The organism is Corynebacterium auris, from assembly GCF_030408575.1.
GTDB lineage: Bacteria > Actinomycetota > Actinomycetes > Mycobacteriales > Mycobacteriaceae > Corynebacterium > Corynebacterium auris.
In genome coordinates, this window is sequence record NZ_CP047047.1 from 290,991 (window position 1) to 311,359 (window position 20,369).

Below are 20,369 nucleotides of genomic sequence, written 5' to 3' on the forward strand. Positions count from 1 at the left end.
ACTCTGTGGGTGTGCGACTAGGTGTATTAGACGTTGGCAGCAACACCGTTCACCTCGTGGCGGTGGACGCCCACGCCGGTGGGCGCCCGACCCCGATGAGCGATTGGAAGCAGCCACTCAGGCTCGTGGAGATGTTGGACAAGCACGGCAACATCGAGGACAAGGGCGTGGCCAAGCTCATCGACACCGTCCAAGAAGCAAAGGACCTCGCCGAGAAGCTGAAGTGCGAGCAGTTACTCGCCTTTGCGACGTCCGCCGTGCGCTCCGCCACAAACGCCGGCGACGTGCTGAAGAAGGTGGAGAAGCACACCGGCGTGGAGCTGCGCATCCTGTCGGGCGAGGAGGAGGCGCGGCTGACCTTCCTCGCCGCGCGGCGCTGGCACGGCTGGTCAGCCGGGCGGATCACCAACCTCGACATCGGCGGCGGCTCCCTGGAGATTTCGAGCGGGATGGAGGAGACCCCGGACCTCGCGGTCTCCCTCGAGCTGGGCGCCGGCCGCCTCACCCACCAGTGGTTCGACACGGACCCGCCGGAACGCAAGAAGATCAACATGCTGCGCGATTACATCGACGCCGAGCTGGCCGGGCCCGCCGAGAAGTTCCGGGCTCTCGGCGAGCCGGGGCTGGCGGTGGGCACCTCCAAGACGTTCCGCTCGCTCGCGCGCCTGACCGGCGCCGCTCCCTCCTCGGCCGGGCCCTTCGTGCGCCGCACGCTCACGGCGCCGGGCCTGCGCCAGCTCATCGCGTTTATCTCCCGCATGACCGCCGCCGACCGCGCGGAGCTCGAGGGCATCAACGCGGACCGCTCCCACCAGATTGTCGCGGGTGCCCTGGTTGCGGAAGCTGCCATGCGTGCGCTTAATCTTGATAAGTTGGATATCTGCCCGTGGGCGTTGCGCGAAGGCGTGATTCTCAGGCGGATGGATCAAGGACACGACCAAGGAGTTGACGTCTAATGTCGGAGGACAAGCAGCTCACCGTTGCCGAGCTTCTTGCCCGGGCGGGAAGCGAGAACCGCGACGGCGCCGCTTCGCGCCCGCGGCGTCGCCGCAGCATTGACGACGGCGGAGTGTCCGTCGCCGAGCTGACCGGGTCGCTGAAGAAGGTCGAGGCGCAGCCGGCCGAGTCGAAGCACTCCAGCGTCCCCCTCGACGCGCCCGCGGAACCCGAAAAGCCCGCCGAGAAGCCCGAACCGGAGCAGACGGAACCGGAGCAGCCCACCGAGGAAGAACAGCCCACCGGGGAGGAACAGCCGGCTGAGGAGAAGCAGCCGGAGCTCGGGGAGGGCGACCGGCAGGGCGTCGTGAAGCGTGCTGCCGTGGCTGATGACGATACGTCCGTGATCGGCGTGGTCCCAGGCCCGGAGGACACCGGCGTCATGCCCGCCGTGAAGGAGCGCGAGGAGGGCTCGACCGCGGTCGCGGCCGAGGCGCCTGAGGCGGACGAGGAAAACGGGTCGATCAACCCGTTCATGCTCGTGCTGCTGGTCCTGCTCGGGCTCGCCGCCGGCGTCGGCGGCTTCCTCGGGTTCCAGTGGATCTGGGCGAACACGCAGACGGTCGTCGCGGCGCTCATCGCCCTGGTCGTGGTGGTGGCCATCGTCTTCGGCGTGCGTGCGCTGCGCACCGGCCGCGACGCGGTGACGATGCTTCTGGCGGGGGTCGCCGGCGCGGTCATGGCCTTCGGCCCGGCGCTGATTGTGTAGCCAGGCTGTGGCACCCTGGGGGGCATGAACTCCACACCTGACATCGCGGTAGACAAGGTCGCCGTCATCGGGGCCGGCAACATCGGCGAGGCGTTGATCGCCGGGCTGGTCGAGGCCGGTTTCGACCCGGCCCGCATCACCGCCACGAACCGCACAACGGCGCGCAGCGAGGACCTTGCGGAGCGCTACGGCGTGGTCACCACCGCCGACAACAACGAGGCGGCGGTCGACGCCGACGTGTGCTTCCTGTGCGTCAAGCCGCACCAGATCCTCGGGGTGATCGAGGAGATCAGCGACACGGTGGCGCAAAACGACGTCGCCACGGCGCTGGTGTCCATGGCCGCCGGGGTGACCATCCCCGCGATGGAAAGCGCGGCCTCGTCCGCGGGGGCGCCGGTTGCCCGCGTCATGCCCAACACGCCGATGCTCGTGGGCCGCGGCGTCCACCTCGCGGCCTTTGGGCGCTACGTTGAGGACAGCCAGCGCGAGGCGATCACCCGGATCCTCGCCGCGACGGGCGAGGTGGTGGGGCTCGATGAGGCGCTTATCGACGTCGCCACTGCCGTCTCCGGGTCGGGCCCCGCGTACTACTTCCTGTTTACCGAGGCGCTCGTCGACGCCGGGGTGAGCCTCGGCCTGCCCCGGGAGACGGCGGAGAAGCTGGCGCGCGCCACCGCCGCCGGCGCCGGGGAGATGTTGGCGGCGGGCCGCTCCCCGGCCGAGTTGCGCCACGCCGTGAGCTCGCCGGCGGGAACCACGGTGGCGGCGATCCGCGAGTTCGAGGAGTCCGGGCTGCGCGGCAGCGTCTATCGCGCGGCCGAGGCCTGCGCGCGGCGCGCGCGCGAGCTGGGCGCATAACTGGGGGTAGAGGCCGCATTCTTGCGCGAAGCGCGTTGCGTCACACCAGTGCCGGGGTGTTGACTGGGAAAACTCTGCAAATTTTTCGGCACTTGAGTCGCACCCAGCCCACCGTTCACGCTAGGCTGGTTGCAGCACGTGCGCGTTCGTCCTGCGGGAGGGGAAGCCTGCAGCGCGACCGTGCTTGAAGGGTTAACTATTTATGGCTAATGAAGAAAAGGGCAAGTTCCTCACCGTCGCCGAGGTCGCGGAGATCATGCGCGTTTCCAAGATGACGGTCTACAGGCTCGTTCACTCCGGTGAGCTGCCTGCCGTGCGGGTGGGCCGTTCCTTCCGGGTGAGCGAGAAGGCGGTCAGTGACTACCTCGACTCCTCTGTGTACGACGTCGGCTAGTCCCCGGCACCGCCGCGTTCCAGCCCGCCCTGCGCAAAACGGGGGCGGGCTGGAGTTTTCCACGCTACGGGTTTTTTGGTCTGCCGCGGCGCGGGCGCTATGCTGGGAACATTCAGGCCGGTAGCGGCGCGGGCGACCCGGAGAGTGCACCTCCACCGCCCACCTTGCATATCGCGCCCGTCGGCAGGTCTGTACGTACAACCACAAGAAACGAGGAAGCCTTATGGGTTCAGTGATCAAGAAGCGCCGCAAGCGCATGTCGAAGAAGAAGCACCGCAAGATGCTGCGCCGCACCCGCGTGCAGCGTCGTAAGCTCGGCAAGTAAGCCCGAGCATGAGGCCCACACCGCCCCGCCGCGGTGTGGGCCTTTTCACGCGCTCTGGGTGCGGCGCCACCACGCCCACGCGCCGAGGACGAGGGCGGCGCCGACTGCTGCCGCCGCGACGGGCGCCGGCCTGCCCCGCGTGACGCGCCGGACGCGGCGGTACTCGCGCACCGCCCACCCCGCGGAGTGCGCGTGAGCGCGCAGCGCGCGGTCGGGGTTGATGGCCACCGGTGTGCCCACCATGGACAACATGGGTATGTCGTTGATGCTGTCGGAGTAGGCCGTGCACTGCTTGAGGTCGAGCCGCTGGATCGCCGCGAGCGCCGCCACCGCGTGCTTTTTGCCGGGCCCGTGCAGGATGTCGCCGACGAGGCGGCCGGTGAAGTAGCCGTCCTGCTCCTCCGCGACCGTGCCGAGGGCGCCGGTGAAGCCGAGCCGCTGGGCGAGCGCCTGGCCGATCTGCACGGGCGTGGCGGAGACGAGCCACACCTGCTGGCCGGCGGCGATGTGCATTGCGGCCAGCTCGATGGTCGGCTGGTAGGCCTTGCTCACCACCTGCTGGTCCACGATCTCCCCGCACAGTTGGCGCAGCTCTTCTACGCTTTTGCCCCGGACGAGGTCGAGGGCGTGCTCGCGCCCGGAGGCGATGTCCTCGTGGTTTTCGCTGCCGCTGAGGCGAAAGCGCAGCTGCTTGACCAGCGCCGGTAACAGCTCGCGCGGGGTGATGTAGCGGTGGCGCGCCAGCCCCGCGGCGAGCTGCACGAGCGAGGAGCCCTGGATCAGGGTGTTGTCGATGTCGAAGAAGGCGGCGGCCTCGGCGTCCTGCGGGATGTCGGGGTCGGGGGCGGTGATGGTGGAGGCGCCGGCGGAGGCGAAGGCGCCGCTGACGGAGTCGACGCCGAGGGCGAACTCCTTCAGGTCGAGGCCGAAGGTCTCGTCCACGGCCGCCGCGGCGGCGGCCTCGCCGGCGGTGCGCTGGGCGTCGTCGTCGAGCGGCGGCATCGCCGTGTCCTCGAGGAAGCGCCGGAGGTTGCCGTGGGAGACGGACCATTGGGCGAGGAAATCGCTGCCGGGCAGAGGGCCAAAGTCCGCGCTCATGGAGGTTATCAGCCTTTCGATGGATGGGGGAGTACCGTGACTATGGTAAGCCGTCGGGGCGTCGAACGCTTGGCAGGGAGTTGTGATGAGAAAAGTGGAGCTCATGGTGCGGGAGAGCTGCGGCTCGTGCGCTCGTGTCGCGGAGCAGATCGCGCCGGTCGTCGCCAAGCATGGGGCGAGCCTTTCGCTTGTCGACGTCGACAAGGCCGCTGACCCCGAGTTGGCCCTGGAGTACGGGGACAGGGTGCCCGTCGTGGTGATCGACGGCGAGGAGTTCGCCTGCTGGGAAGTTGACAACGAGGACCTGGCCGCCGAGCTCTCCTGACGCCCCGGCTATACTTTAGTTTGATTTTGAGACGTTTCGGAGGGATTACGTGAGTGTTCTCGTCGTTGGGATGTCGCACCGCTCGGCACCCGTGGCGCTCCTGGAGCGGCTCAGCATGGACGCCTCCGTGCAGGAAGAAACCTCGACGGCGCTGCTGGGCCAGCCTTCGCTGTCGGAGGCCATGATCATCTCCACGTGCAACCGCCTCGAGGTGTACGCGGTGACCAACTCCTTCCACACGGGTGTCGACGACGTCCTGCGCGTCCTCGCCGCCACTTCCCGGGTGTCGGAGGCGGAGCTGCGCAGCTACCTTTACGTGCGCTACGCCGACGCCGCCGCCGAACACATGATGACGGTGGCCGCGGGCCTCGACTCGATGGTGGTGGGCGAGCAGCAGATCATCGGTCAGGTGCGCGCCAGCTACCAGGACGCGGCGCGGCGTGGCACGGCCGGGCCGGGGCTGCACGCGCTGGCGCAGTCCGCGCTGCACGCGGGCAAGCGCGTCCACGCCGAGACCGACATTGACGACGCCGGCGCCTCGATGGTCACGCTCGCCTTCGACCAGGCCAGGCGGATCATGGGCGTCGAGGATTTCCGCGGCACCACCGCGCTTATCCTCGGCGCGGGGGCAATGGCCTCGCTGTCCGCCACGCACCTGGGCAGGCTGGGGGTGGACAAGCTGATCATCGCGAACAGGACGCGCTCGCGCGCCGAGCGGCTCGCCGAGCACTCCAGGGAGGCCGGCGTGGCCGCCGAGGTCGTCGACTTCAACGCGCGAGCCGGGGCGCTGGCCCGCGTGGACATCGCCGTCTCCGCCACCGCGAGCGGCGAGTTCACCATCACGCCCGAGGACATCTCCGGGCCCGTCATGCTCGCTGACCTGTCCCTGCCGCGCGATATTGACGACGCCGTCGCCGCCCACGAGGGCGTCCACCTGGTCAACATCGAGTACCTACACAAGACGATGCTCGAGGGCGATACGAAAGACAGCCAGGCGCACCGCGCCGCCGAGGCGATCCTCGCCGAGGAGGTCGAGGCCTTCAGCACCCAGCAGCGGGTGCGCGAGGTCGGCCCGGCGGTGGCGCAGCTGCGGCGGGCGGCCAACGAGGTCACCGAGGCCGAGCTCGACCGGCTGCGCGCACGGGTGCCCACGCTCGGCGAGGAGGACTTCGAGCAGGTGTCGCGGACGGTCCGGCGGGTCGTCGACAAGCTTTTGCACAACCCGACGGTGAAGATTAAGGAGCTCGCGGCGAACGCCGAGACCGTCAGCGTGGAAACGGCCCTCGAGGAGCTATTCGGCATCGGCACCGCCGCCGTCGCGGTGGACGCGGCGCGGCTGCCGCGGCTCGAGGAGATGCGAAAGAAGGAGAACTGATGCTCAGAATTGGAACGCGCGGCTCGGCACTGGCCACCACGCAGGCCGGGCACGTGCGCGACGCGCTGAAGGCCGCGGGCTACGACGCGGAACTGAAAGTGGTCACCACCGCCGGCGACCTGTCCACCGACCCGGTCGAACGCATCGGCGTGGGCGTGTTCACCTCGGCGCTGCGCGACGCGCTCTTCGGTGCCTCGGTCGACGTCGCCGTGCACTCCTTCAAGGACCTGCCCACCGCCGCCGAACCCCGCGCCCACCTCGTCGTGCCGCAGCGCGAGGACAACCGGGAAGCGCTCATCGCCCGCGACGGGATGGGCTTAAGCGACCTGCCTGAAGGCGCGCGCGTGGGAACGTCGGCGCCGCGGCGCGTTTCGCAGCTCAAGGCGCTGCGGCCGGACCTGGACATCCGCCCGCTGCGCGGCAACATCGAAACGCGCATGGGCTACGTCACCAGCGGCGAGCTCGACGCGGTCATCCTCGCCTACGCGGGGCTGGCGCGCGGCGGCCACGCCGAGCGCGCCACCGAGGTCTTCGCGCCGGAGGTTGTCATGCCCGCCCCGGCGCAGGGGGCGCTGGCGGTGGAATGCCGGGTCGACGACGCGGCAGCGCGCGCCGCGATCGACTCGCTGGTGGACCCGGCCGCCACGCGCTGCGCCGCCGCCGAGCGCCAGGTGCTGGCCACCCTCGAGGCGGGCTGCACCGCCCCCGTCGCCGCCTACGCGCGCGTTGAAGGCGAGCAGATCACCCTGCGCGCCGGGGTGTTCGCGCTGGACGGCTCCGCCCAGCTCGTGGAGGAGGGTGCGGGCGCCGACGGCGCAGCCCTGGGTCGCCGGCTCGCCGCACGACTCATCGAGCGCGGCGCCGCTGAGCTCATGGGCTAAGGCCCCAGGCGCGCGTTCGGCGGTTTTTGTTTCGGGGGCTGTTCACTTTAAGGTGTATCTAGCACTTAGCACACAGTGATCTGCCGCGGCGCACGTGGCCCCCTTCGCGGGCGTGCCGGCGGGCCGGGGCGGGTCACCTCTCTTTACGCCTTAGAAAAGAACCCTGAATGACAATGCCCTCGATTACCCCCCAGCCGGGGAAGGTCATCTTCGTCGGCGCAGGCCCGGGCAACCCGGAGCTGCTCACCGTTCGCGCACGCGAGGTGATGGAAACCAACTCTATCGCCCTCGTTGAACCCGCGGTTCTTCAGGGGGTGCGAAACGTCGTTGGCGCCAAGCTCGCCGTCCCCGCGCAGAAGCTGAAGGAGGCGGAGGAGCGCTACGAGCGCATGTGCGAGGAGGCCAAAGCGGCCGGGGCGCGGCGGCGGCCCCCGCGCCCGGCTCCGCCGACGGCGGCGGAGCTCGCCGAGAGCGACCTGGGCGGCGAGGGGATCGTCGAGAAGCTGCGTGCCGCCCTCGACGAGGCCGCGGCCGCCATTGAGCGCGGCGAGGACGGCGAAGGCGATGTGGTGCGCCTCGTGGCAGGCAACCCTCTGACCCGCGACGCCGTGATGGAGGAGATCTCGGCGGTGGCGAACGCCGGCCTGGAGTTCCAGGTGGTGCCGGGGATGTCCTTGCCCTCGACGGTGCCCTCCTTCGCCGGCATCGCCCTGGGCTCGACCTACACCGAGACGGACCTGTCGAACCTGTCGGACGGCGTGGACTGGGACCAGCTGGCGGCGGCACCGCAGCCGCTGGTCTTCCAGGCCGTGGCCGAGCAGCTGGAGACTATCGCCGCCGAGCTCGGCGAGCGCGGCTTCGCGGGAACGACCCCGCTGACCGTGACCACCAACGGCACCACCCGCCTGCAGCGCACCTTCGAGGCGACGCTGGAGACGGTGAGCCGGATCGACGCCGACCTGTCCGGCAACCTGGTGGTCACCATCGGCGCCGCCGTCGACGACCGCAGCAAATACTCCTGGTGGGAAAACCGCCCGCTCTACGGCTGGCGCGTCCTCGTGCCGCGCGCGAAGGAGCAGGCCGGTGTGATGAACGCGCGGCTGAGCTCGTGCGGGGCGATCCCGCAGTCCGTGCCCACCATTTCCCTGGAGCCGCCGCGTAACCCGGCGCAGCTCGACCGCGCCATCAAGGGCATCGTCGAGGGCCGCTTCCAGTGGATCGTGTTCACCTCCGTCAACGCGGTGCGCACCGTGTGGGACAAGTTCGCGGAGCTGGGGCTCGACGCCCGCTCGTTCGCCGGGGTGCACCTCGCCGCGGTGGGCGGCAAGACCGCCGAGGCGCTGCGCTCCCGCGGCATGGTGCCGGAGCTTTTGCCGCACCGCACCAAGCAGAACGCCGCTGGCCTCGTCGAGGTCTTCCCCGAGTACGTCGAGGACATCGACCCGGTCTCGCGCGTGCTGCTGCCGCGCGCCGATTTGGGCACCGACGTGCTCGTGGACGGGCTGCGGGAGAAGAGCTGGGAGGTCGACGACGTCGTGGCCTACCGCACCGTCCGCGCGGCCCCGCCGCCGCCCGAGGTGCGCGAGATGATCAAGACCGGCGGCTTCGACGCGGTCTGCTTCACCTCGGCCTCCACGGTGAAGAACCTGGTGGGCATCGCGGGCAAGCCGCACGCGCGCACGATCATCGCCTGCATCGGGCCGATGACCGCCGCCGAGGCCCGCGAGCAGGGGCTGCGCGTCGACGTCGTGCCCGAGGTCGCCGACGTGCCCTCGCTTGTCGACGCCCTCGCGGCCCACGTCGCCTCCCTGCGCAACGCCGGGCAGCTGCCGCCGCCGCGCAAGAAGCGCCGGGCCCGGCGCAAGCCCGCCGAGGGCGAGTAAGGCCCGCGCCCGCGCGTTTCGCCGTGTCCGGGCGAGGTCTTAGGATGGGGGCGTGTCTTCCTACGAAATCACCCGCCGCCCCCGGCGCCTCCGCTCCCACCCCGCCATGCGCGAGCTGGTGGCGGAGACGCGCCTTCACCCCTCCGACCTGATCCTGCCGCTGTTCGTGGCGGACGGGATCGACGCGAAGCGCGAGATTAGCTCCATGCCGGGCCAGTGCCAGCACACGATCGACTCGCTCAAAGCGATCGGCCACGAGGCGCTCGAGGCCGGCGTGCGCTGCGTCGACCTGTTCGGGGTGCCGCGCGCGGAGGACAAGGACGCCACCGGCTCTCAGGCGTGGGCCGAAGACGGCATTCTCAACCGCGCCCTGCGCGCCATGCGCGAGGAGTTCGGCAGCGACCTGCTCATCATGGCGGACACCTGCCTCGACGAGTTCACCGACCACGGCCACTGCGGCGTCGTGGGCAGCGACCGCTTCGGCAACGAGGTCGTGCTCAACGACGACACGCTCGACTGCTACGCGCAGATGGCGGTGGCGCAGGCCGAGGCCGGGGCCCACATCGTCAGCCCCTCGGGCATGATGGACGGGCAAATCGCCGCGATCCGTGCCGCCCTGGACTCCGCCGGCTGGCAGGACGTGGCCATCATGGCCTACTCCGCCAAGTACGCCTCCGCGTTCTTCGGCCCCTTCCGCGAGGCCGTCGGCTCATCGTTGACGGGGGACCGGCGCACCTACCAGCAGGACCCGGCAAACGCGCGCGAGTCGCTTCTGGAGGCGCAGCTCGACATCGAGGAGGGCGCCGACTTTGTCATGGTCAAGCCCGCCCTGCCCTACCTGGACGTGCTGTCCCAGGTGGCGGAGCTTTCGCCGGTGCCCGTCGCCGCCTACCAGGTCTCGGGCGAGTACGCCATGCTGCAGGCGGCGGCCCGCAACGGCTGGCTCGACCTGGACGCGGTGATGATGGAATCGCTGGTTTCCATCAAGCGCGCCGGGGCCGACCAGATCCTCACCTACTTCGCCATCGACGCCGCGAGGAAGCTTCATGGCTAGCGCCCCGGAATCGCCCAGCCACGTCAGCGCTGACGCGGTGCCCGGCGGCGGGAAAAACACGAACACGCTCCCCGAGCCCGTGCGCTACCTCCTCGGCTGCCTCTGCGTCATGCTCGGCGGCGAGGTCGTGCACCTGATCCTCTCGGTGGCCGCGGTCGTGGTGGACCCGAGCCAGCTGCGCGAAAGCGCCCGCCAGGCCGCGGAGGCGACAGGCGAGGAGCTCAGCGACGCCACGATCACCCTCACCATGTACGGCTCGGTGGCGACGGCGGCGCTGTTCCAGCTGCTCGTCATCGTGCTGCTCGGCTTCGCGGCGCACGCGGTGGTCAAGCAGGCCTCGTGGGCCCAGGCCGCGCTGCGCCTGCTGCAGTTTTTCGGCGTGTTCTTTGCCATCCGCGCCCTCGTGCTGTTCTTCCTCAGCCCCAGCTCCACGACGGTACCCGTGGCACTGTTCGCCGTTGACGGCGTGGTGCAGATCATCGTGGGGGCAGCCGGGGCGTGCGCGGTGGCTTACGCTATGCAGGACAAGGTGCACGAGCACGTGCGCAAGCAGCCGCGCACAGGCGGCGCAGGACCGAGCAACGAGAAGAAGTAGGGCACCCATGGCCGGCATGTTTCCCACGATGGTGAGCGACCCCAACGACCCGAACCGCCGCCACAGAGAGCAGAGAGAAACCGCGGGCGCCGAGTGGCCGAAGCCCCTGCGCATCTCCTTCTGGCTGTTCATCGCGGCGTGCGTGCTCATGCTGCTGACCGGGATGATGCTGCTTTCCGGGGGCTTCCCCGACGGCGCTGACGAGGCTTTCCGCGAGCCCTTCATGAGGAACATGCGCTTTACGGCCTGGGGCAATATCGCCCTCGCTCTGGCGCTGGGCTCCGCGGCGGCGTACTTCCAGCGTGGCTCCGCCCCGGCGCGGCGCTTCGCCGCGGGCTTTTCGGCGCTGGCCATCTTCCTGAACATCGCCGCCTTCGCGCTGCGGGTCAGCGGCTGGGCTTCCTTCTTTATCGTCGTGCTGCTCGCTGTCGCCGTGTGGCTGATGTTCCGCCCTGCGGCCAACGAGTGGGTGCGCGCCGCGCGCTCGGGCGGAAAGGGGTAGGGCCCCGTGGCCGCCAACCCCGCGGGCGATGAGCTCGACGAATCGATCGACGCCGCCCGGTCCGCGGCGCGCAGCGCCGGATTCGACCCCGACACCCCGCACGAGCGCAGCGGCGTCCTGCTGCGCCCCAACGCCTCCTACGCCTTCGAGCTTTCGGGCGTGGAAGACGCCCCGCAGCTGCGTGAGATCGAAAAGGCGCTGGACAGGCTCGAGGGCGTGACGGCCCGGCTGGTCTACCCGTCCGCGACGGCGTGGGTGACCGCCTCGGGTGAGATGGACCCGGCCCGCATCGTGGAGGTCATCGAGTCCTTCGGGGTGCGCGCGGACATGTCGGATTCCACGCTGCGGCGCCGCGCTATCGGCCGCCGTGCCGCGGAGCACCCCCTGCCGCGCCGGGGCACCCGCGGGATGACGGGCAAGATGCGCCGCCAGCGCCGCGACGAGGAGGCCAACCTCGCGCGCGAGCGCGCGGCGGGTTTCATGCGCGGCGGATCGCGCCGGGTGGGCGCGAGCCACACCGACGTGCTGTTTACCTCCCGGGACCTGGTCACCCCGCTGCGGATGTGGGTGGCCATCCTGATCACCATCCCGGTCTGCGCACTGAGCTACGTTCCGGAGCTGCAGTTTTCCGGCTGGCAGTGGCTGTGCTTGGCGCTGGCCACGCCGGTGGCGCTGTGGTCCGCCTTCCCCTTCCACCGGGCGATGGCCGGCGGCGTGCGGCGCGGCATGCCGGCGCTGGACGGCGCGAGCTCCATCGCCATTTTGGCCTCCTACGTGTGGTCGCTGTGCGCGCTCGTATTCACCCCCGCCGGGGAGCTCGGGTGGAGCTCGCCGAGCGGCTGGCTCTCCGCGCGCCCCTCGGAGGGGATGGAGATCTTCTTGGACGTCACCTGCGGCGTCACCGCGATGCTCCTGGTCGGGCGCGCCTACTCCGTGCGCGTGCGCTCCTACCTGCTGCGGGACATGGAGCTTTGCAGCCCCGACCCGGACAGCGAGTACACCGTCTTTCGCCGCAGCCGTGCGACGGACAAGGTGGTGGAGGAGCGACTGCCCGTCTCCGAGATCAACCGGGGGCACGACGTGAGGGTCAACCAGGGCGAGGTCATCCCGGTCGACGGCGACGTCGTCGGCGGTTCGTGCGAGCTTCGCCGCCCGCTTATCGACGCCCGAGAGCCGCTCCAGGCGAAAGTGGGCACGCGCGTCTACGCCGGGTCCGTGGTGGCCAGCGGCAGCGTCAAGGTGCGTGCAGTGCGCACGGGCCATTCGACGCGCTGGTCCGTGGTCCACTCCTGGGTCGAGGACGCCTCGCGCCGGGAGAACGCGGCGGCGCTTCTATCCACGCGCACGGCGGGCATGCTCATCCCCGCGGCCTACTTCATCGCCTTCGCGGACTTTTGCCTGTGGTTCCTCGTCACCGGCAACCCCAACGTGGCCTTCTCCACGGCGGTGGCGATTTTGGCGGTGGTGGCGCCGGTGGCGCTGGCGATCTCTCCGGCGGTGGCGATCCGCCTGGGCATCGAGGCCGCGGCGAGAAACGGCATCCTGCTGCGCGACGGCGAGACCTTCCGCGGCCTGGAAAACACGGACACCGTCGTGTTCAACCGGGTGGGTACGCTGGTGACCCCACAGATGTACGTGGAGACGGTCACGGCCGAGCGCGGCGAGGATTCCGACCTGGTGCTGCGCATCGCGGCGGCCCTGGCGACGGAGTCGCCGCACCCGATGGCGCGGGCGCTGGTCAAGGCCGCGCGCGAATCGCGCGACACGCGCTCCAAGGACAGCACGCTGCCGGTGTGGATCGAGCTGACCAACGGCGAGATCACCTCCGAGGGCGACTTCAAGGGCCGGCTGGCCCTGACCTTCGAGGACGACGACGGGGAGGAGCGCGTGGAGCACCTCGACGCCACGCTGTGGCGCCCGACGAACCTGTCGAGCCTGCACGGGCGCCTCGCCATCGCCGCCACCACCGGCGGCGCACCCGTGGTGGTGCGCTGGAAGGGCCGCGACCGGGGCGTGATCACCCTCTACGACCCGGCGAAGCCCGACGCGATCGACGCCGTGGAGCGGCTCGAGGACATGGGAATAGAGACCGTCATGCTTACCCGCGATACCTACCCCGTCGCCCGCCGCTTCGCCGATTTCCTCGGGGTGTCCAATGTCCTGGCCGGCATTCCCTCTCCGAGCAAGGCGCTGGCGGTGCGCGCGCTGCGCAACCAGGGGGCGACCGTAACCATGGTGGGCGACCACACGATCGTGGACGCGCTTAAGGGCGCCGACGTGGGCATCCTCTACGCCACCGAGGAATCGGTGGCCGCGCGGCTCAACCGCGCGGAGGACTCCGCGCACGTGGTCATGCTGCGCCAGGACGTTATGGCGGTGCCGCAGCTTGTCGACCTGGCGCGGCGGGTGAGCCGGATCATCGACTCGAACATGTTCTTCGCGTGGTCCTACAACGCCGTGGCCATCGTGCTCGCCGTCGTGGGCCTTCTGCCCCCGGTGGGGGCGACGCTACTCATGCTGGGCAGCTCCACCTTCATCGAGGTCCGCTCCGCGCGCGCCCGGCGTTTCCCCACTTAGGAGGCGGATTCTGCTTTCGGGGAGGCGTCGGTAGGCTGGGACACTATGACAAGAAGAGCGTTGACGAACGCCCCCCTTATCGAGGCAGCCCGCGGCCGCACCCCCTCGCGCACCCCCGTGTGGTTCATGCGCCAGGCCGGGCGCTCCCTGCCGGAGTACCGGCGGGTGCGCGAGGGCATAGCCATGCTCGACTCCTGCTTCATGCCGGAGCTCTTGGCGGAGATCACGCTGCAGCCGGTGCGCCGCCACGACGTCGACGCCGCGATCCTGTTCTCCGACATCGTGGTGCCGCTCAAGGCGGCCGGGGTGGAGGTCGAGATCGTGCCCGGCCGGGGCCCCGTGGTGGCGCAGCCGATTCGCGGCGCTGGGGACGTCGATAAGCTGCCCGTGCTCGAGCACGAGGTCGACGAGGTCGCGCGGGGCATCGGGATGATCCTCGGCGAGCTGACCGGCACCCAGGCACTCATCGGCTTCGTCGGCGCGCCGTTCACGCTGGCCAGCTACCTCGTCGAGGGCGGGCCGAGCAAGAACCACGAGAAGACGAAGGCGATGATGCACGCCGACCCGGACACGTGGCACCGGCTCATGCGCCGGCTCGTGCCCACCATCGTCGCCTTTCTGCGCACGCAGGTCGAGGCCGGTATCGACGCGATGCAGCTGTTCGACTCGTGGGCGGGCTTTCTCACCGAGGCCGACTACCGCGAGCACGTCCTGCCGTATTCCACCGAGATCCTCGAGTCGGTGGCGGGCGAGATCCCGCGCATCCACTTCGGCGTGGCCACCGGCGAGCTGCTGGGCGCGATGAGCGAGGCCGGCTCCGAGGTCATGGGCGTGGACTGGCGCGTGCCCCTCGACGCCGCCGCCGCCCGTTTCGTCGGCCCGCGCGTGCTGCAGGGCAACCTCGACCCGGCGCTGCTGTTCGCCGGCACCGGCGTCGTGCGCTCGGAGGTAGCGCGGATCAAGGCCGAGGCGGCCGCCGCGATCGCCGCGGGAACCGCCACCGGCCACATCTTCAACCTCGGGCACGGCGTCATGCCGGAGACGGACCCCGACGCCATCACCGAGGCCGTTCGCATCATCCACGAGGAGGGGTAGCGTGCACATCGCAATCATCGGCGCCGGCCTGGCGGGGCTGACCGCGGCCTACGAGCTGCGCGGCGCCGGCCACACCGTCGACGTCTACGAGGCCACCGAGCGCATCGGCGGCAAGCTCCATACCGTCGCCTTCGAGGCGGGGCCGACCGACATGGGCGCCGAGGCCTTCCTCGCGCGCCGCCGCGACGCCGTCGAGTTCTTCACCGAGCTCGGCCTGTCCGGCTCGCTCGTCGAGCCCTCGGGCCTCGGCTCGCTCGTCTACGTCGACGGCACCACCCGCGCCTTGCCGCGTGGCGGGGTCATGGGCATCCCCTCCTCCTCGGAGGGGGTCGCCCACCTCGTTTCTTCCGAGACCGCAGCGCGTATCGACGCCGAAAGCCAGCGTCCCGGCTTCACCTGGCAGCCCGGCGGCGACACGAACGTCGGCGCCCTCGTGCGCGAGCGCTACGGCGGCGACCTGGTGGATAATGTCGTCTCCGCACTGCTCGGCGGCGTCTACTCCTGCACCGCCGACGACCTCGGGCTGCGCGCCACCGTGCCGCAACTCGCCGCGGAGCTCGACCGCCTTGCCGCCGCCGGGCCGGTGCACCTGTCCACTGCGGTGCGCAACCTCGAGCACGCCCGCGCGGAGCTGCCCACGGGCCAGGGGCCGGTGTTCGCCGCCTTCCGCGAGGGCTACCAGGAAGCCTACGAAGCGCTGGCGGAAAAATCCGGGGCGAACATCTACGTCGACGCCTTCATCTCCGGGGTGGAACGCGCCTCCGGGGGCTTCCGGTTGGCGGGGGGCAACGACACCGTCTACGAGCGCGTCATCCTCGCCGTGCCCGCGCCCACGGCCGCGCTGCTGCTGAAGAAGGTGGCCCCCGCGGCGGCCGAGGCGCTGAAACCGGTGAAGCTCGCCGATTCCGTGGTGGTGGGCATGCGCTTCGCCACCGACGAGGGCCTGCCCGACAACTCGGGCGTGCTCGTCGCCACCGGTGCGGACGACGTGCGCGCCAAGGCGTTCACGTTCTCCTCGCGCAAGTGGCCGCACCTCGCCGAGCGCGGCGGCGCGCTGGTGCGCGCCAGCTTCGGCCGCTTCGGCGACACCCTCGCCGTGCGCGCCAGCGAGGACGACCTCGTGGACTGGGCGCTCGACGACCTAGAGGAGATCACCGGCTTCGACGGCCGCGCCGCCGGCCCGGAGGAGATCTATGTCCAGCGCTGGCTCGGGGGCCTACCACGCTACGACGAGCACCACCTGGCCACCGTCGCCGCCGTCGAGAAGGAGCTCGATAAGGTGCCGGGCATAGCCGTGACCGGGGCGTGGGTCGGCGGCGTCGGCGTGCCCGCGGTCATCGCGCACGCGCGCCGCGCCGCATACGGTGGGGTAGGTTAAGTGAGCATGCCGGAAGAAGAGAGCAACCACCCCCGCGAGGCCGTCGCCAGCCAGGAGCGCCCCGAGTCCGAGGCACCCGAGTGGTGGGAAGAGCCCGGGCTGCCGTGGAACACCAAACCGACCAAGGCGGACTACTGGTGCCTCGGCTGGTTCGGCTTCCTCGGGCTGTTCGGCCTGGCGATGATCCCCCTGCGGGCGTGGCTGCTCGGGCTCGACCCGCCGGTCATGCTGGCGCTGACCGGCTCGCGCATCGGCGCGGCGTCGACAGGCGCCCTTGCATCCGTGGGCGAGGCGCCGTACTGGCTCGCCTTCCTGCTCATTGGCTCGCTCGTGGCCATCAAGTTCGACTGGGTCTACTGGTGGGCGGGCAAGCTGTGGGGCCGCGGCCTGCTTGACGTGCAGGCCCAGAACTCCACGCGGATGGCGCGCAACATCGAGCGGGTGGAGGGCTGGTTCCACCGCGTCGGCTGGGTCGGCATCTTCCTGGCGTACGTGCCGATTCCGCTGCCGATCGCATTCGTCGTCTTCGTCATGTGCGGCGCCACCGGGATGAGCGTGAAGAAATTTATGCTGCTGAACTTCGTCGCGAAAACGGTGTGGTCGTTCCTCTACTTCGGACTCGGCTGGGTCATCGGCGAGCCCGTCGTGTTCGTCCTCGAGCAGTACGCCAAGGTGGCCAACTGGGTCGCTATCGGCCTGCTCGTACTCGTGCTCGTGGGGGTGTTTCGCGGCAAGTCCCGCACGGCGCGGACGCTGCCGGCGGACAACTAGGGTACCTGAACCGGCGCGGGGACGGGCCCGCTGCGCCTCAATCTGTGGATACCGCCAGCGTTATCCACAGATTCGGAAGGGGTGCGTTGTGCAGGGCAACCGCCTGTCCTAGCGTCGCGGGCATGGACTCCTTCACCGAATTCCTCGGCCGCGCCAGGGGCGGCGTCGACGTACTAGAGCACTTCGACGCCCACGTTGCGCTTGATGCGGGCGTAGACGCGGCCACGGTGCGGGCGTGGAAAACCGTCCACGCGGCCTACTTCGGTCCGACGCGCTACCGCAAGCAGCAGCGCAGCGCGCGGGAGCAGGCGCGGAAACGGCGCGCCTCCCTGGCCAAACTCGTTCTCATCGAGCGCCTTATCCGCCACATCGACGCGGCGGATCAGCGGTGGAAACTACGCCGCCGCCTTCTCAACCTGAGCGGCAGGTGCGAAACGCTGCGGCGTCACGCAAAAAGTATCGTGCCCGCGAGGCAGCGCCCCCCGCGCCCCGCGGGGTTGTGGTGCGCGCCCACCTCGCGCGAGGGCATGCGCGAAATCCGCATCACCGCACCGGAACGCTTCGTCGCGGGCCTCGATTACGCGCTGCGCAGCCGCATCGACCGTGCCCGGCCCGCAGCGAAACAGATGCTCGACGCGTTCACCACGCTCGTGCGCGGCGGAGGCGGCGCCCCCGAAGGTGCCTACCGGCCCATCGTCGCGGTGCCGGTCAGCGCCCTTTACTCAGTCCGGCGCGGCGTCACCGGCAGCGACATCCGCCTCATCGCCACCGACGGCACCAGCGTGAGCCTCGCTGAGCTCCTGAAGCACGATTTCGGTGAGGAGCTCGAAGTCGCGGCGTTCCACCCGGCGGAGGGGCCACTGGCGTTGTTCCGGGCGCACCGCCACGCGAACGCCCACCAGCGCGATCTTCTGAAAATGGCGCAGCCCGAGTGCTCCTGGGTCGCGTGCCATAGGCCCGCGGAGTCCTGCGACATGCACCACATCACCGCGTGGAGCAAGGGCGGTACAACGAACGTGGAAAACCTTGCGCCGCTGTGCTCGTTCCACAACAGCGTCAACGACGACGACCCCGCCCGACGCCGGTGGGGGCGCATCGAAAACGTGGCCGGGCGGCCAACGTGGATCTCGCCGCGCGGTTACGCGGTGGCGAACACCACCGCGCATTCTGCCATGCAGATGCTGTTTGGGGATCCCCCGGACCCACCCGCTCCGGTCCCGCGCCCGTAGGCTCCGCCGCCCGCGGTTACCAGACGCGCCGGGCCCCGTCCTGCGGTGCCGTGGCGTAGATCGTTGGCACGGGGTAGCCCTTGGCGGCGGTGGCGGCCTCGATGGCGGTGGCCACAGAGTCGGCGTCCGCGTCCGGGCACAGCGCGATGGTGGAACCGCCGAAGCCGCCGCCCGTGATCCGGGCGCCGACAGCGCCCGCCGCGCGGGCGGCCCGGCAGGCGGTGTCGAGCTCGTCCGGGACGACCTCGTAGTCGTCGCGCAGCGAGGCGTGGCTGGCGTTCATGAGCTCGCCGAGGCGGGCGATGTCGCCGGCCTTGAGTGCCGCGATGGCGGCCGCGGTGCGAGCGGTCTCGGAGTGCACGTGCCGGACGCGGCGGCGCACCACCTCTGGGTCGGCGCCCGCGCGCCCGGCGGCCCACGCGACCGTGCGCTGGACGACGTCGGCTTCGCGGAAGGTGCAGGCGAGGGAGGACGCAAGCTCGTCGATGAGCCCGCGGCGGGAGCCGTAACCCCCGGTGGCGTGGGAGTGCTCGACGTGGCTGTCGGCGACAAGGAGTGTGTGGCCGCGGAAATCGCAGGGCACCTGCTCGTGGGTGCTGGTCAAAAAGTCGAGCGCCAGAGCGTGGCCGGCGCGCCCGCGCACGACCGCGTTCTGGTCCAGACCGCCGGTGTTCGCGCCCACGTAGTGGTTCTCCGCGCGCATCGCGGCAGCGATGAGGTCGTCGGCGCTGGCGTTAAGGCCCCATAGCTCCCGCCCGGCCACCCCCACCGCGCACTCGAGCGCCGCCGAGCTGGACAGCCCGGACCCGAGGGGCACGTCGGAGACGACGGCGAGGTCCATGCCCTTCGCCGCAGCGCCCGTGCCCGTGCCGTCGAGAAGTGCGCGGAGCGTGCCCGCGATGTAGCCGCGCCAGTCCGGCAGGCAGCCGCGGGCGGGTGCGGGGACGAGATCGGAGAGGGAGAGGGAAGCGGCGAGGAGGTCCCCGCCCGGGGCGAGGGAAGCCATGCGCACCAGGCCGTCGCTTCGGCGGCGCGCGGCGACGGCGGTGGCCATCGAGGTGGCGAAGGGCAGGCAGAGGCCGTGGGCGTAGTCGACGTGGTCGCCGATGAGGTTGACGCGGCCGGGGGCCAGCCACACTCCCTCGGCGGCGTGGGAGCCGAAGTGGACGGCGAAAAGCGCGCGGGCGTCGGTGGCCAGCTGCTCCGGGCTGCGCGTTGTGCGGGCGATCACGTGTAGGCCCCCTTGAGCGTGGCGGCGATGGTTTCGGGCGTGGTGTCGCTGATCCACACGCCCATGCCGGATTCGCTGCCGGCGAGGTACTTCATGCGCCCGGGCGAGCGCATGAGGGAGAACAGCTGGAGGTGGAGACGGCCGTCCTCGGGGTTACCGACGGGTGCCTGGTTCCAGGCGGCGATGTAGGGGGTGCGCGTAATGCCCTCGAAGAACCGGTCGACGGCCCGGTACAACCGGTCGAGGACCCCGGCCAGGTCGTCGCGCTCCGCGCCGGTGAGCTCGACGAAGGAGGGGACGTGGCGCCGCGGCATCACCATCGCCTCGAGCGGCCACTTCGCGGCGGCCGGGGTGAAGACGACGAAGTGGTCCGTGGCCTCGATGACGCGTTCGCCGCAGCGCAGCTCCTCGGCGAGGATGGCGTCGAACAGGCTGGTCCCCGTTGCGGCGTGGGCCCGCGCCCGCGCGGCGATGGTCGCCATGCGCGGCGGGACGAAGGGGTAGGAGTAGATCTGTCCGTGCGGGTGGTGCAGGGTCACACCGATCTCTTCGCCGCGGTTTTCGAAGGGGAAGACGGCCTTGACCGTGTCGAGGGCGGACAGCTCGGCGGTGCGGTGGGCCCAGACGTCGATAAGCATGCGCTTGCGGGCGAGCGTGAGGTCCGCGAAGGAGCCGCTGGCGTCGGGCGTGAAGCAGACGACTTCGCAGCGGGCGGTCGCGGGCGCGGCCTCGACGAGCCCGTCAAGGGAGGCGCCGCGCGAGGCCATGCTTAACGACGGAAAACGGTTCTCAAACACCACCACCTGGTAGTCCCCCTCCGGGATTTCGCTCGGTTTCTGGCCGGGCCGGGTGGGGGCGAGGGGGTCCTCGTTGGCCGGCGGGAGGAAGGTGCGGTTTTGGCGGTGCGCCGCGTAGACGGCCCATTCGCCGGTGAGGGGGTCCCGGCGCATGGAGGACTCGGTGTGAACCCGGGGCAGGCCGCGCTCGTCGGTGGCGGTGCGGTCGGCGGTGCCGGGTTCGTCGAAGTACATCAGCTCGCGCCCGTCGGACAGTGTGGTGCGGGTGATCTTGAGGTCGTTCACGTCAGTCAGCT

General features: G+C 70.5%; 20 protein-coding genes. 17 read left to right on the plus strand and 3 right to left on the minus strand.

What is annotated here, in order from left to right:
- Positions 1–11 precede the first annotated feature (11 nt).
- The 5 genes from CAURIS_RS01450 (at position 12) to CAURIS_RS01470 (ending at position 3,282) form a co-directional block, all read left to right on the plus strand.
- Entirely contained in the window at positions 12–956 is a 945-nt protein-coding gene (locus tag CAURIS_RS01450; protein WP_290342458.1) for a Ppx/GppA family phosphatase, read from the plus strand.
- On the plus strand, positions 956–1,705 hold the full coding sequence (locus CAURIS_RS01455) for an Rv0497 family membrane protein (protein ID WP_290342460.1): 750 nt from the start codon (positions 956–958) through the stop codon (positions 1,703–1,705). Before CAURIS_RS01450 ends, CAURIS_RS01455 begins: the two co-directional genes overlap by 1 nt.
- A 24-nt stretch (positions 1,706–1,729) precedes the next feature.
- Positions 1,730–2,563: a pyrroline-5-carboxylate reductase gene (gene proC, locus CAURIS_RS01460; RefSeq protein WP_290342461.1), complete on the plus strand. Its 834-nt coding sequence runs from the start codon at positions 1,730–1,732 to the stop codon at positions 2,561–2,563.
- A 202-nt stretch (positions 2,564–2,765) separates the two neighbouring features.
- Complete coding sequence (locus tag CAURIS_RS01465) at positions 2,766–2,957, plus strand: helix-turn-helix domain-containing protein (RefSeq protein ID WP_019193846.1); 192 nt, start codon at positions 2,766–2,768, stop codon at positions 2,955–2,957.
- A 223-nt stretch (positions 2,958–3,180) separates the two neighbouring features.
- Positions 3,181–3,282, plus strand: coding sequence for a 30S ribosomal protein bS22 (locus CAURIS_RS01470; protein WP_003855542.1), 102 nt, complete (start codon positions 3,181–3,183; stop codon positions 3,280–3,282).
- A gap of 45 nt (positions 3,283–3,327) precedes the next feature.
- Here CAURIS_RS01470 and CAURIS_RS01475 read toward each other — a convergent pair whose 3' ends face one another.
- Entirely contained in the window at positions 3,328–4,380 is a 1,053-nt protein-coding gene (locus CAURIS_RS01475) for an HAD-IB family hydrolase (protein ID WP_290342464.1), read from the minus strand.
- Between the two features lie 85 nt (positions 4,381–4,465).
- Between CAURIS_RS01475 and CAURIS_RS01480 the strand changes: the two genes are divergently transcribed.
- The 12 genes from CAURIS_RS01480 (at position 4,466) to CAURIS_RS01535 (ending at position 18,045) form a co-directional block, all read left to right on the plus strand.
- On the plus strand, positions 4,466–4,705 hold the full coding sequence (locus CAURIS_RS01480) for a glutaredoxin family protein (RefSeq protein WP_290342465.1): 240 nt from the start codon (positions 4,466–4,468) through the stop codon (positions 4,703–4,705).
- A gap of 49 nt (positions 4,706–4,754) precedes the next feature.
- Positions 4,755–6,080 carry a glutamyl-tRNA reductase gene (locus CAURIS_RS01485; protein ID WP_290342466.1) on the plus strand — a complete coding sequence of 442 codons (1,326 nt, stop codon included), beginning with the start codon at positions 4,755–4,757 and terminating at the stop codon, positions 6,078–6,080.
- Complete coding sequence (gene hemC / locus CAURIS_RS01490; RefSeq protein WP_290342467.1) at positions 6,080–6,961, plus strand: hydroxymethylbilane synthase; 882 nt, start codon at positions 6,080–6,082, stop codon at positions 6,959–6,961. The genes CAURIS_RS01485 and hemC overlap by 1 nt, the downstream gene beginning before the upstream one ends.
- 167 nt (positions 6,962–7,128) lie before the next feature.
- Positions 7,129–8,844 carry a bifunctional uroporphyrinogen-III C-methyltransferase/uroporphyrinogen-III synthase gene (locus CAURIS_RS01495; RefSeq protein WP_290342468.1) on the plus strand — a complete coding sequence of 572 codons (1,716 nt, stop codon included), beginning with the start codon at positions 7,129–7,131 and terminating at the stop codon, positions 8,842–8,844.
- 106 nt (positions 8,845–8,950) lie between these two features.
- Positions 8,951–9,898 carry a porphobilinogen synthase gene (gene hemB, locus CAURIS_RS01500; protein WP_290343276.1) on the plus strand — a complete coding sequence of 316 codons (948 nt, stop codon included), beginning with the start codon at positions 8,951–8,953 and terminating at the stop codon, positions 9,896–9,898.
- Entirely contained in the window at positions 9,891–10,493 is a 603-nt protein-coding gene (locus tag CAURIS_RS01505; protein ID WP_290342469.1) for a hypothetical protein, read from the plus strand. The genes hemB and CAURIS_RS01505 overlap by 8 nt, the downstream gene beginning before the upstream one ends.
- 7 nt (positions 10,494–10,500) lie before the next feature.
- Positions 10,501–10,995: a hypothetical protein gene (locus CAURIS_RS01510; protein ID WP_290342470.1), complete on the plus strand. Its 495-nt coding sequence runs from the start codon at positions 10,501–10,503 to the stop codon at positions 10,993–10,995.
- A gap of 6 nt (positions 10,996–11,001) precedes the next feature.
- Positions 11,002–13,572, plus strand: a complete 2,571-nt coding sequence (locus CAURIS_RS01515; RefSeq protein WP_290342471.1) for a heavy metal translocating P-type ATPase — start codon at positions 11,002–11,004, stop codon at positions 13,570–13,572.
- Positions 13,573–13,617: 45 nt separating this feature from the next.
- Positions 13,618–14,667, plus strand: coding sequence for a uroporphyrinogen decarboxylase (gene hemE / locus CAURIS_RS01520; protein WP_290342472.1), 1,050 nt, complete (start codon positions 13,618–13,620; stop codon positions 14,665–14,667).
- Between the two features lies 1 nt (position 14,668).
- Positions 14,669–16,045 (plus strand): protoporphyrinogen oxidase, encoded by a 1,377-nt coding sequence (locus CAURIS_RS01525; protein WP_290342473.1) that lies wholly within the window; start codon positions 14,669–14,671, stop codon positions 16,043–16,045.
- Positions 16,046–16,051: 6 nt separating this feature from the next.
- A complete protein-coding gene (locus CAURIS_RS01530; protein ID WP_290342474.1) occupies positions 16,052–16,816 on the plus strand; it encodes a DedA family protein in 765 nt (254 codons plus the stop codon).
- Between the two features lie 122 nt (positions 16,817–16,938).
- Positions 16,939–18,045 carry an HNH endonuclease signature motif containing protein gene (locus CAURIS_RS01535; RefSeq protein ID WP_290342475.1) on the plus strand — a complete coding sequence of 369 codons (1,107 nt, stop codon included), beginning with the start codon at positions 16,939–16,941 and terminating at the stop codon, positions 18,043–18,045.
- Positions 18,046–18,061: 16 nt separating this feature from the next.
- Here the strand turns inward: CAURIS_RS01535 and galK are convergent, their stop codons facing one another.
- Both galK and galT read right to left on the minus strand, forming a co-directional pair.
- Complete coding sequence (galK, locus tag CAURIS_RS01540) at positions 18,062–19,276, minus strand: galactokinase (RefSeq protein WP_290342476.1); 1,215 nt, start codon at positions 19,274–19,276, stop codon at positions 18,062–18,064.
- Entirely contained in the window at positions 19,273–20,307 is a 1,035-nt protein-coding gene (galT, locus tag CAURIS_RS01545; protein WP_290343277.1) for a galactose-1-phosphate uridylyltransferase, read from the minus strand. Before galT ends, galK begins: the two co-directional genes overlap by 4 nt.
- Positions 20,308–20,369 lie beyond the last annotated feature (62 nt).

What these genes read in the sequence shown, in the direction of transcription:
- CAURIS_RS01455 (WP_290342460.1), top strand. Translation starts at nt 956, where the DNA reads ATGTCGGAGGACAAGCAGCTCACCGTTGCCGAGCTTCTTGCCCGGGCG.
- proC (WP_290342461.1), top strand. Translation starts at nt 1,730, where the DNA reads ATGAACTCCACACCTGACATCGCGGTAGACAAGGTCGCCGTCATCGGG.
- CAURIS_RS01465 (WP_019193846.1), top strand. Translation starts at nt 2,766, where the DNA reads ATGGCTAATGAAGAAAAGGGCAAGTTCCTCACCGTCGCCGAGGTCGCG.
- CAURIS_RS01470 (WP_003855542.1), top strand. Translation starts at nt 3,181, where the DNA reads ATGGGTTCAGTGATCAAGAAGCGCCGCAAGCGCATGTCGAAGAAGAAG.
- CAURIS_RS01475 (WP_290342464.1), bottom strand. Translation starts at nt 4,380, where the DNA reads ATGAGCGCGGACTTTGGCCCTCTGCCCGGCAGCGATTTCCTCGCCCAA.
- CAURIS_RS01480 (WP_290342465.1), top strand. Translation starts at nt 4,466, where the DNA reads ATGAGAAAAGTGGAGCTCATGGTGCGGGAGAGCTGCGGCTCGTGCGCT.
- hemC (WP_290342467.1), top strand. Translation starts at nt 6,080, where the DNA reads ATGCTCAGAATTGGAACGCGCGGCTCGGCACTGGCCACCACGCAGGCC.
- CAURIS_RS01495 (WP_290342468.1), top strand. Translation starts at nt 7,129, where the DNA reads ATGACAATGCCCTCGATTACCCCCCAGCCGGGGAAGGTCATCTTCGTC.
- hemB (WP_290343276.1), top strand. Translation starts at nt 8,951, where the DNA reads ATGCGCGAGCTGGTGGCGGAGACGCGCCTTCACCCCTCCGACCTGATC.
- CAURIS_RS01505 (WP_290342469.1), top strand. Translation starts at nt 9,891, where the DNA reads ATGGCTAGCGCCCCGGAATCGCCCAGCCACGTCAGCGCTGACGCGGTG.
- CAURIS_RS01510 (WP_290342470.1), top strand. Translation starts at nt 10,501, where the DNA reads ATGGCCGGCATGTTTCCCACGATGGTGAGCGACCCCAACGACCCGAAC.
- hemE (WP_290342472.1), top strand. Translation starts at nt 13,618, where the DNA reads ATGACAAGAAGAGCGTTGACGAACGCCCCCCTTATCGAGGCAGCCCGC.
- CAURIS_RS01530 (WP_290342474.1), top strand. Translation starts at nt 16,052, where the DNA reads ATGCCGGAAGAAGAGAGCAACCACCCCCGCGAGGCCGTCGCCAGCCAG.
- CAURIS_RS01535 (WP_290342475.1), top strand. Translation starts at nt 16,939, where the DNA reads ATGGACTCCTTCACCGAATTCCTCGGCCGCGCCAGGGGCGGCGTCGAC.
- galT (WP_290343277.1), bottom strand. Translation starts at nt 20,307, where the DNA reads ATGTACTTCGACGAACCCGGCACCGCCGACCGCACCGCCACCGACGAG.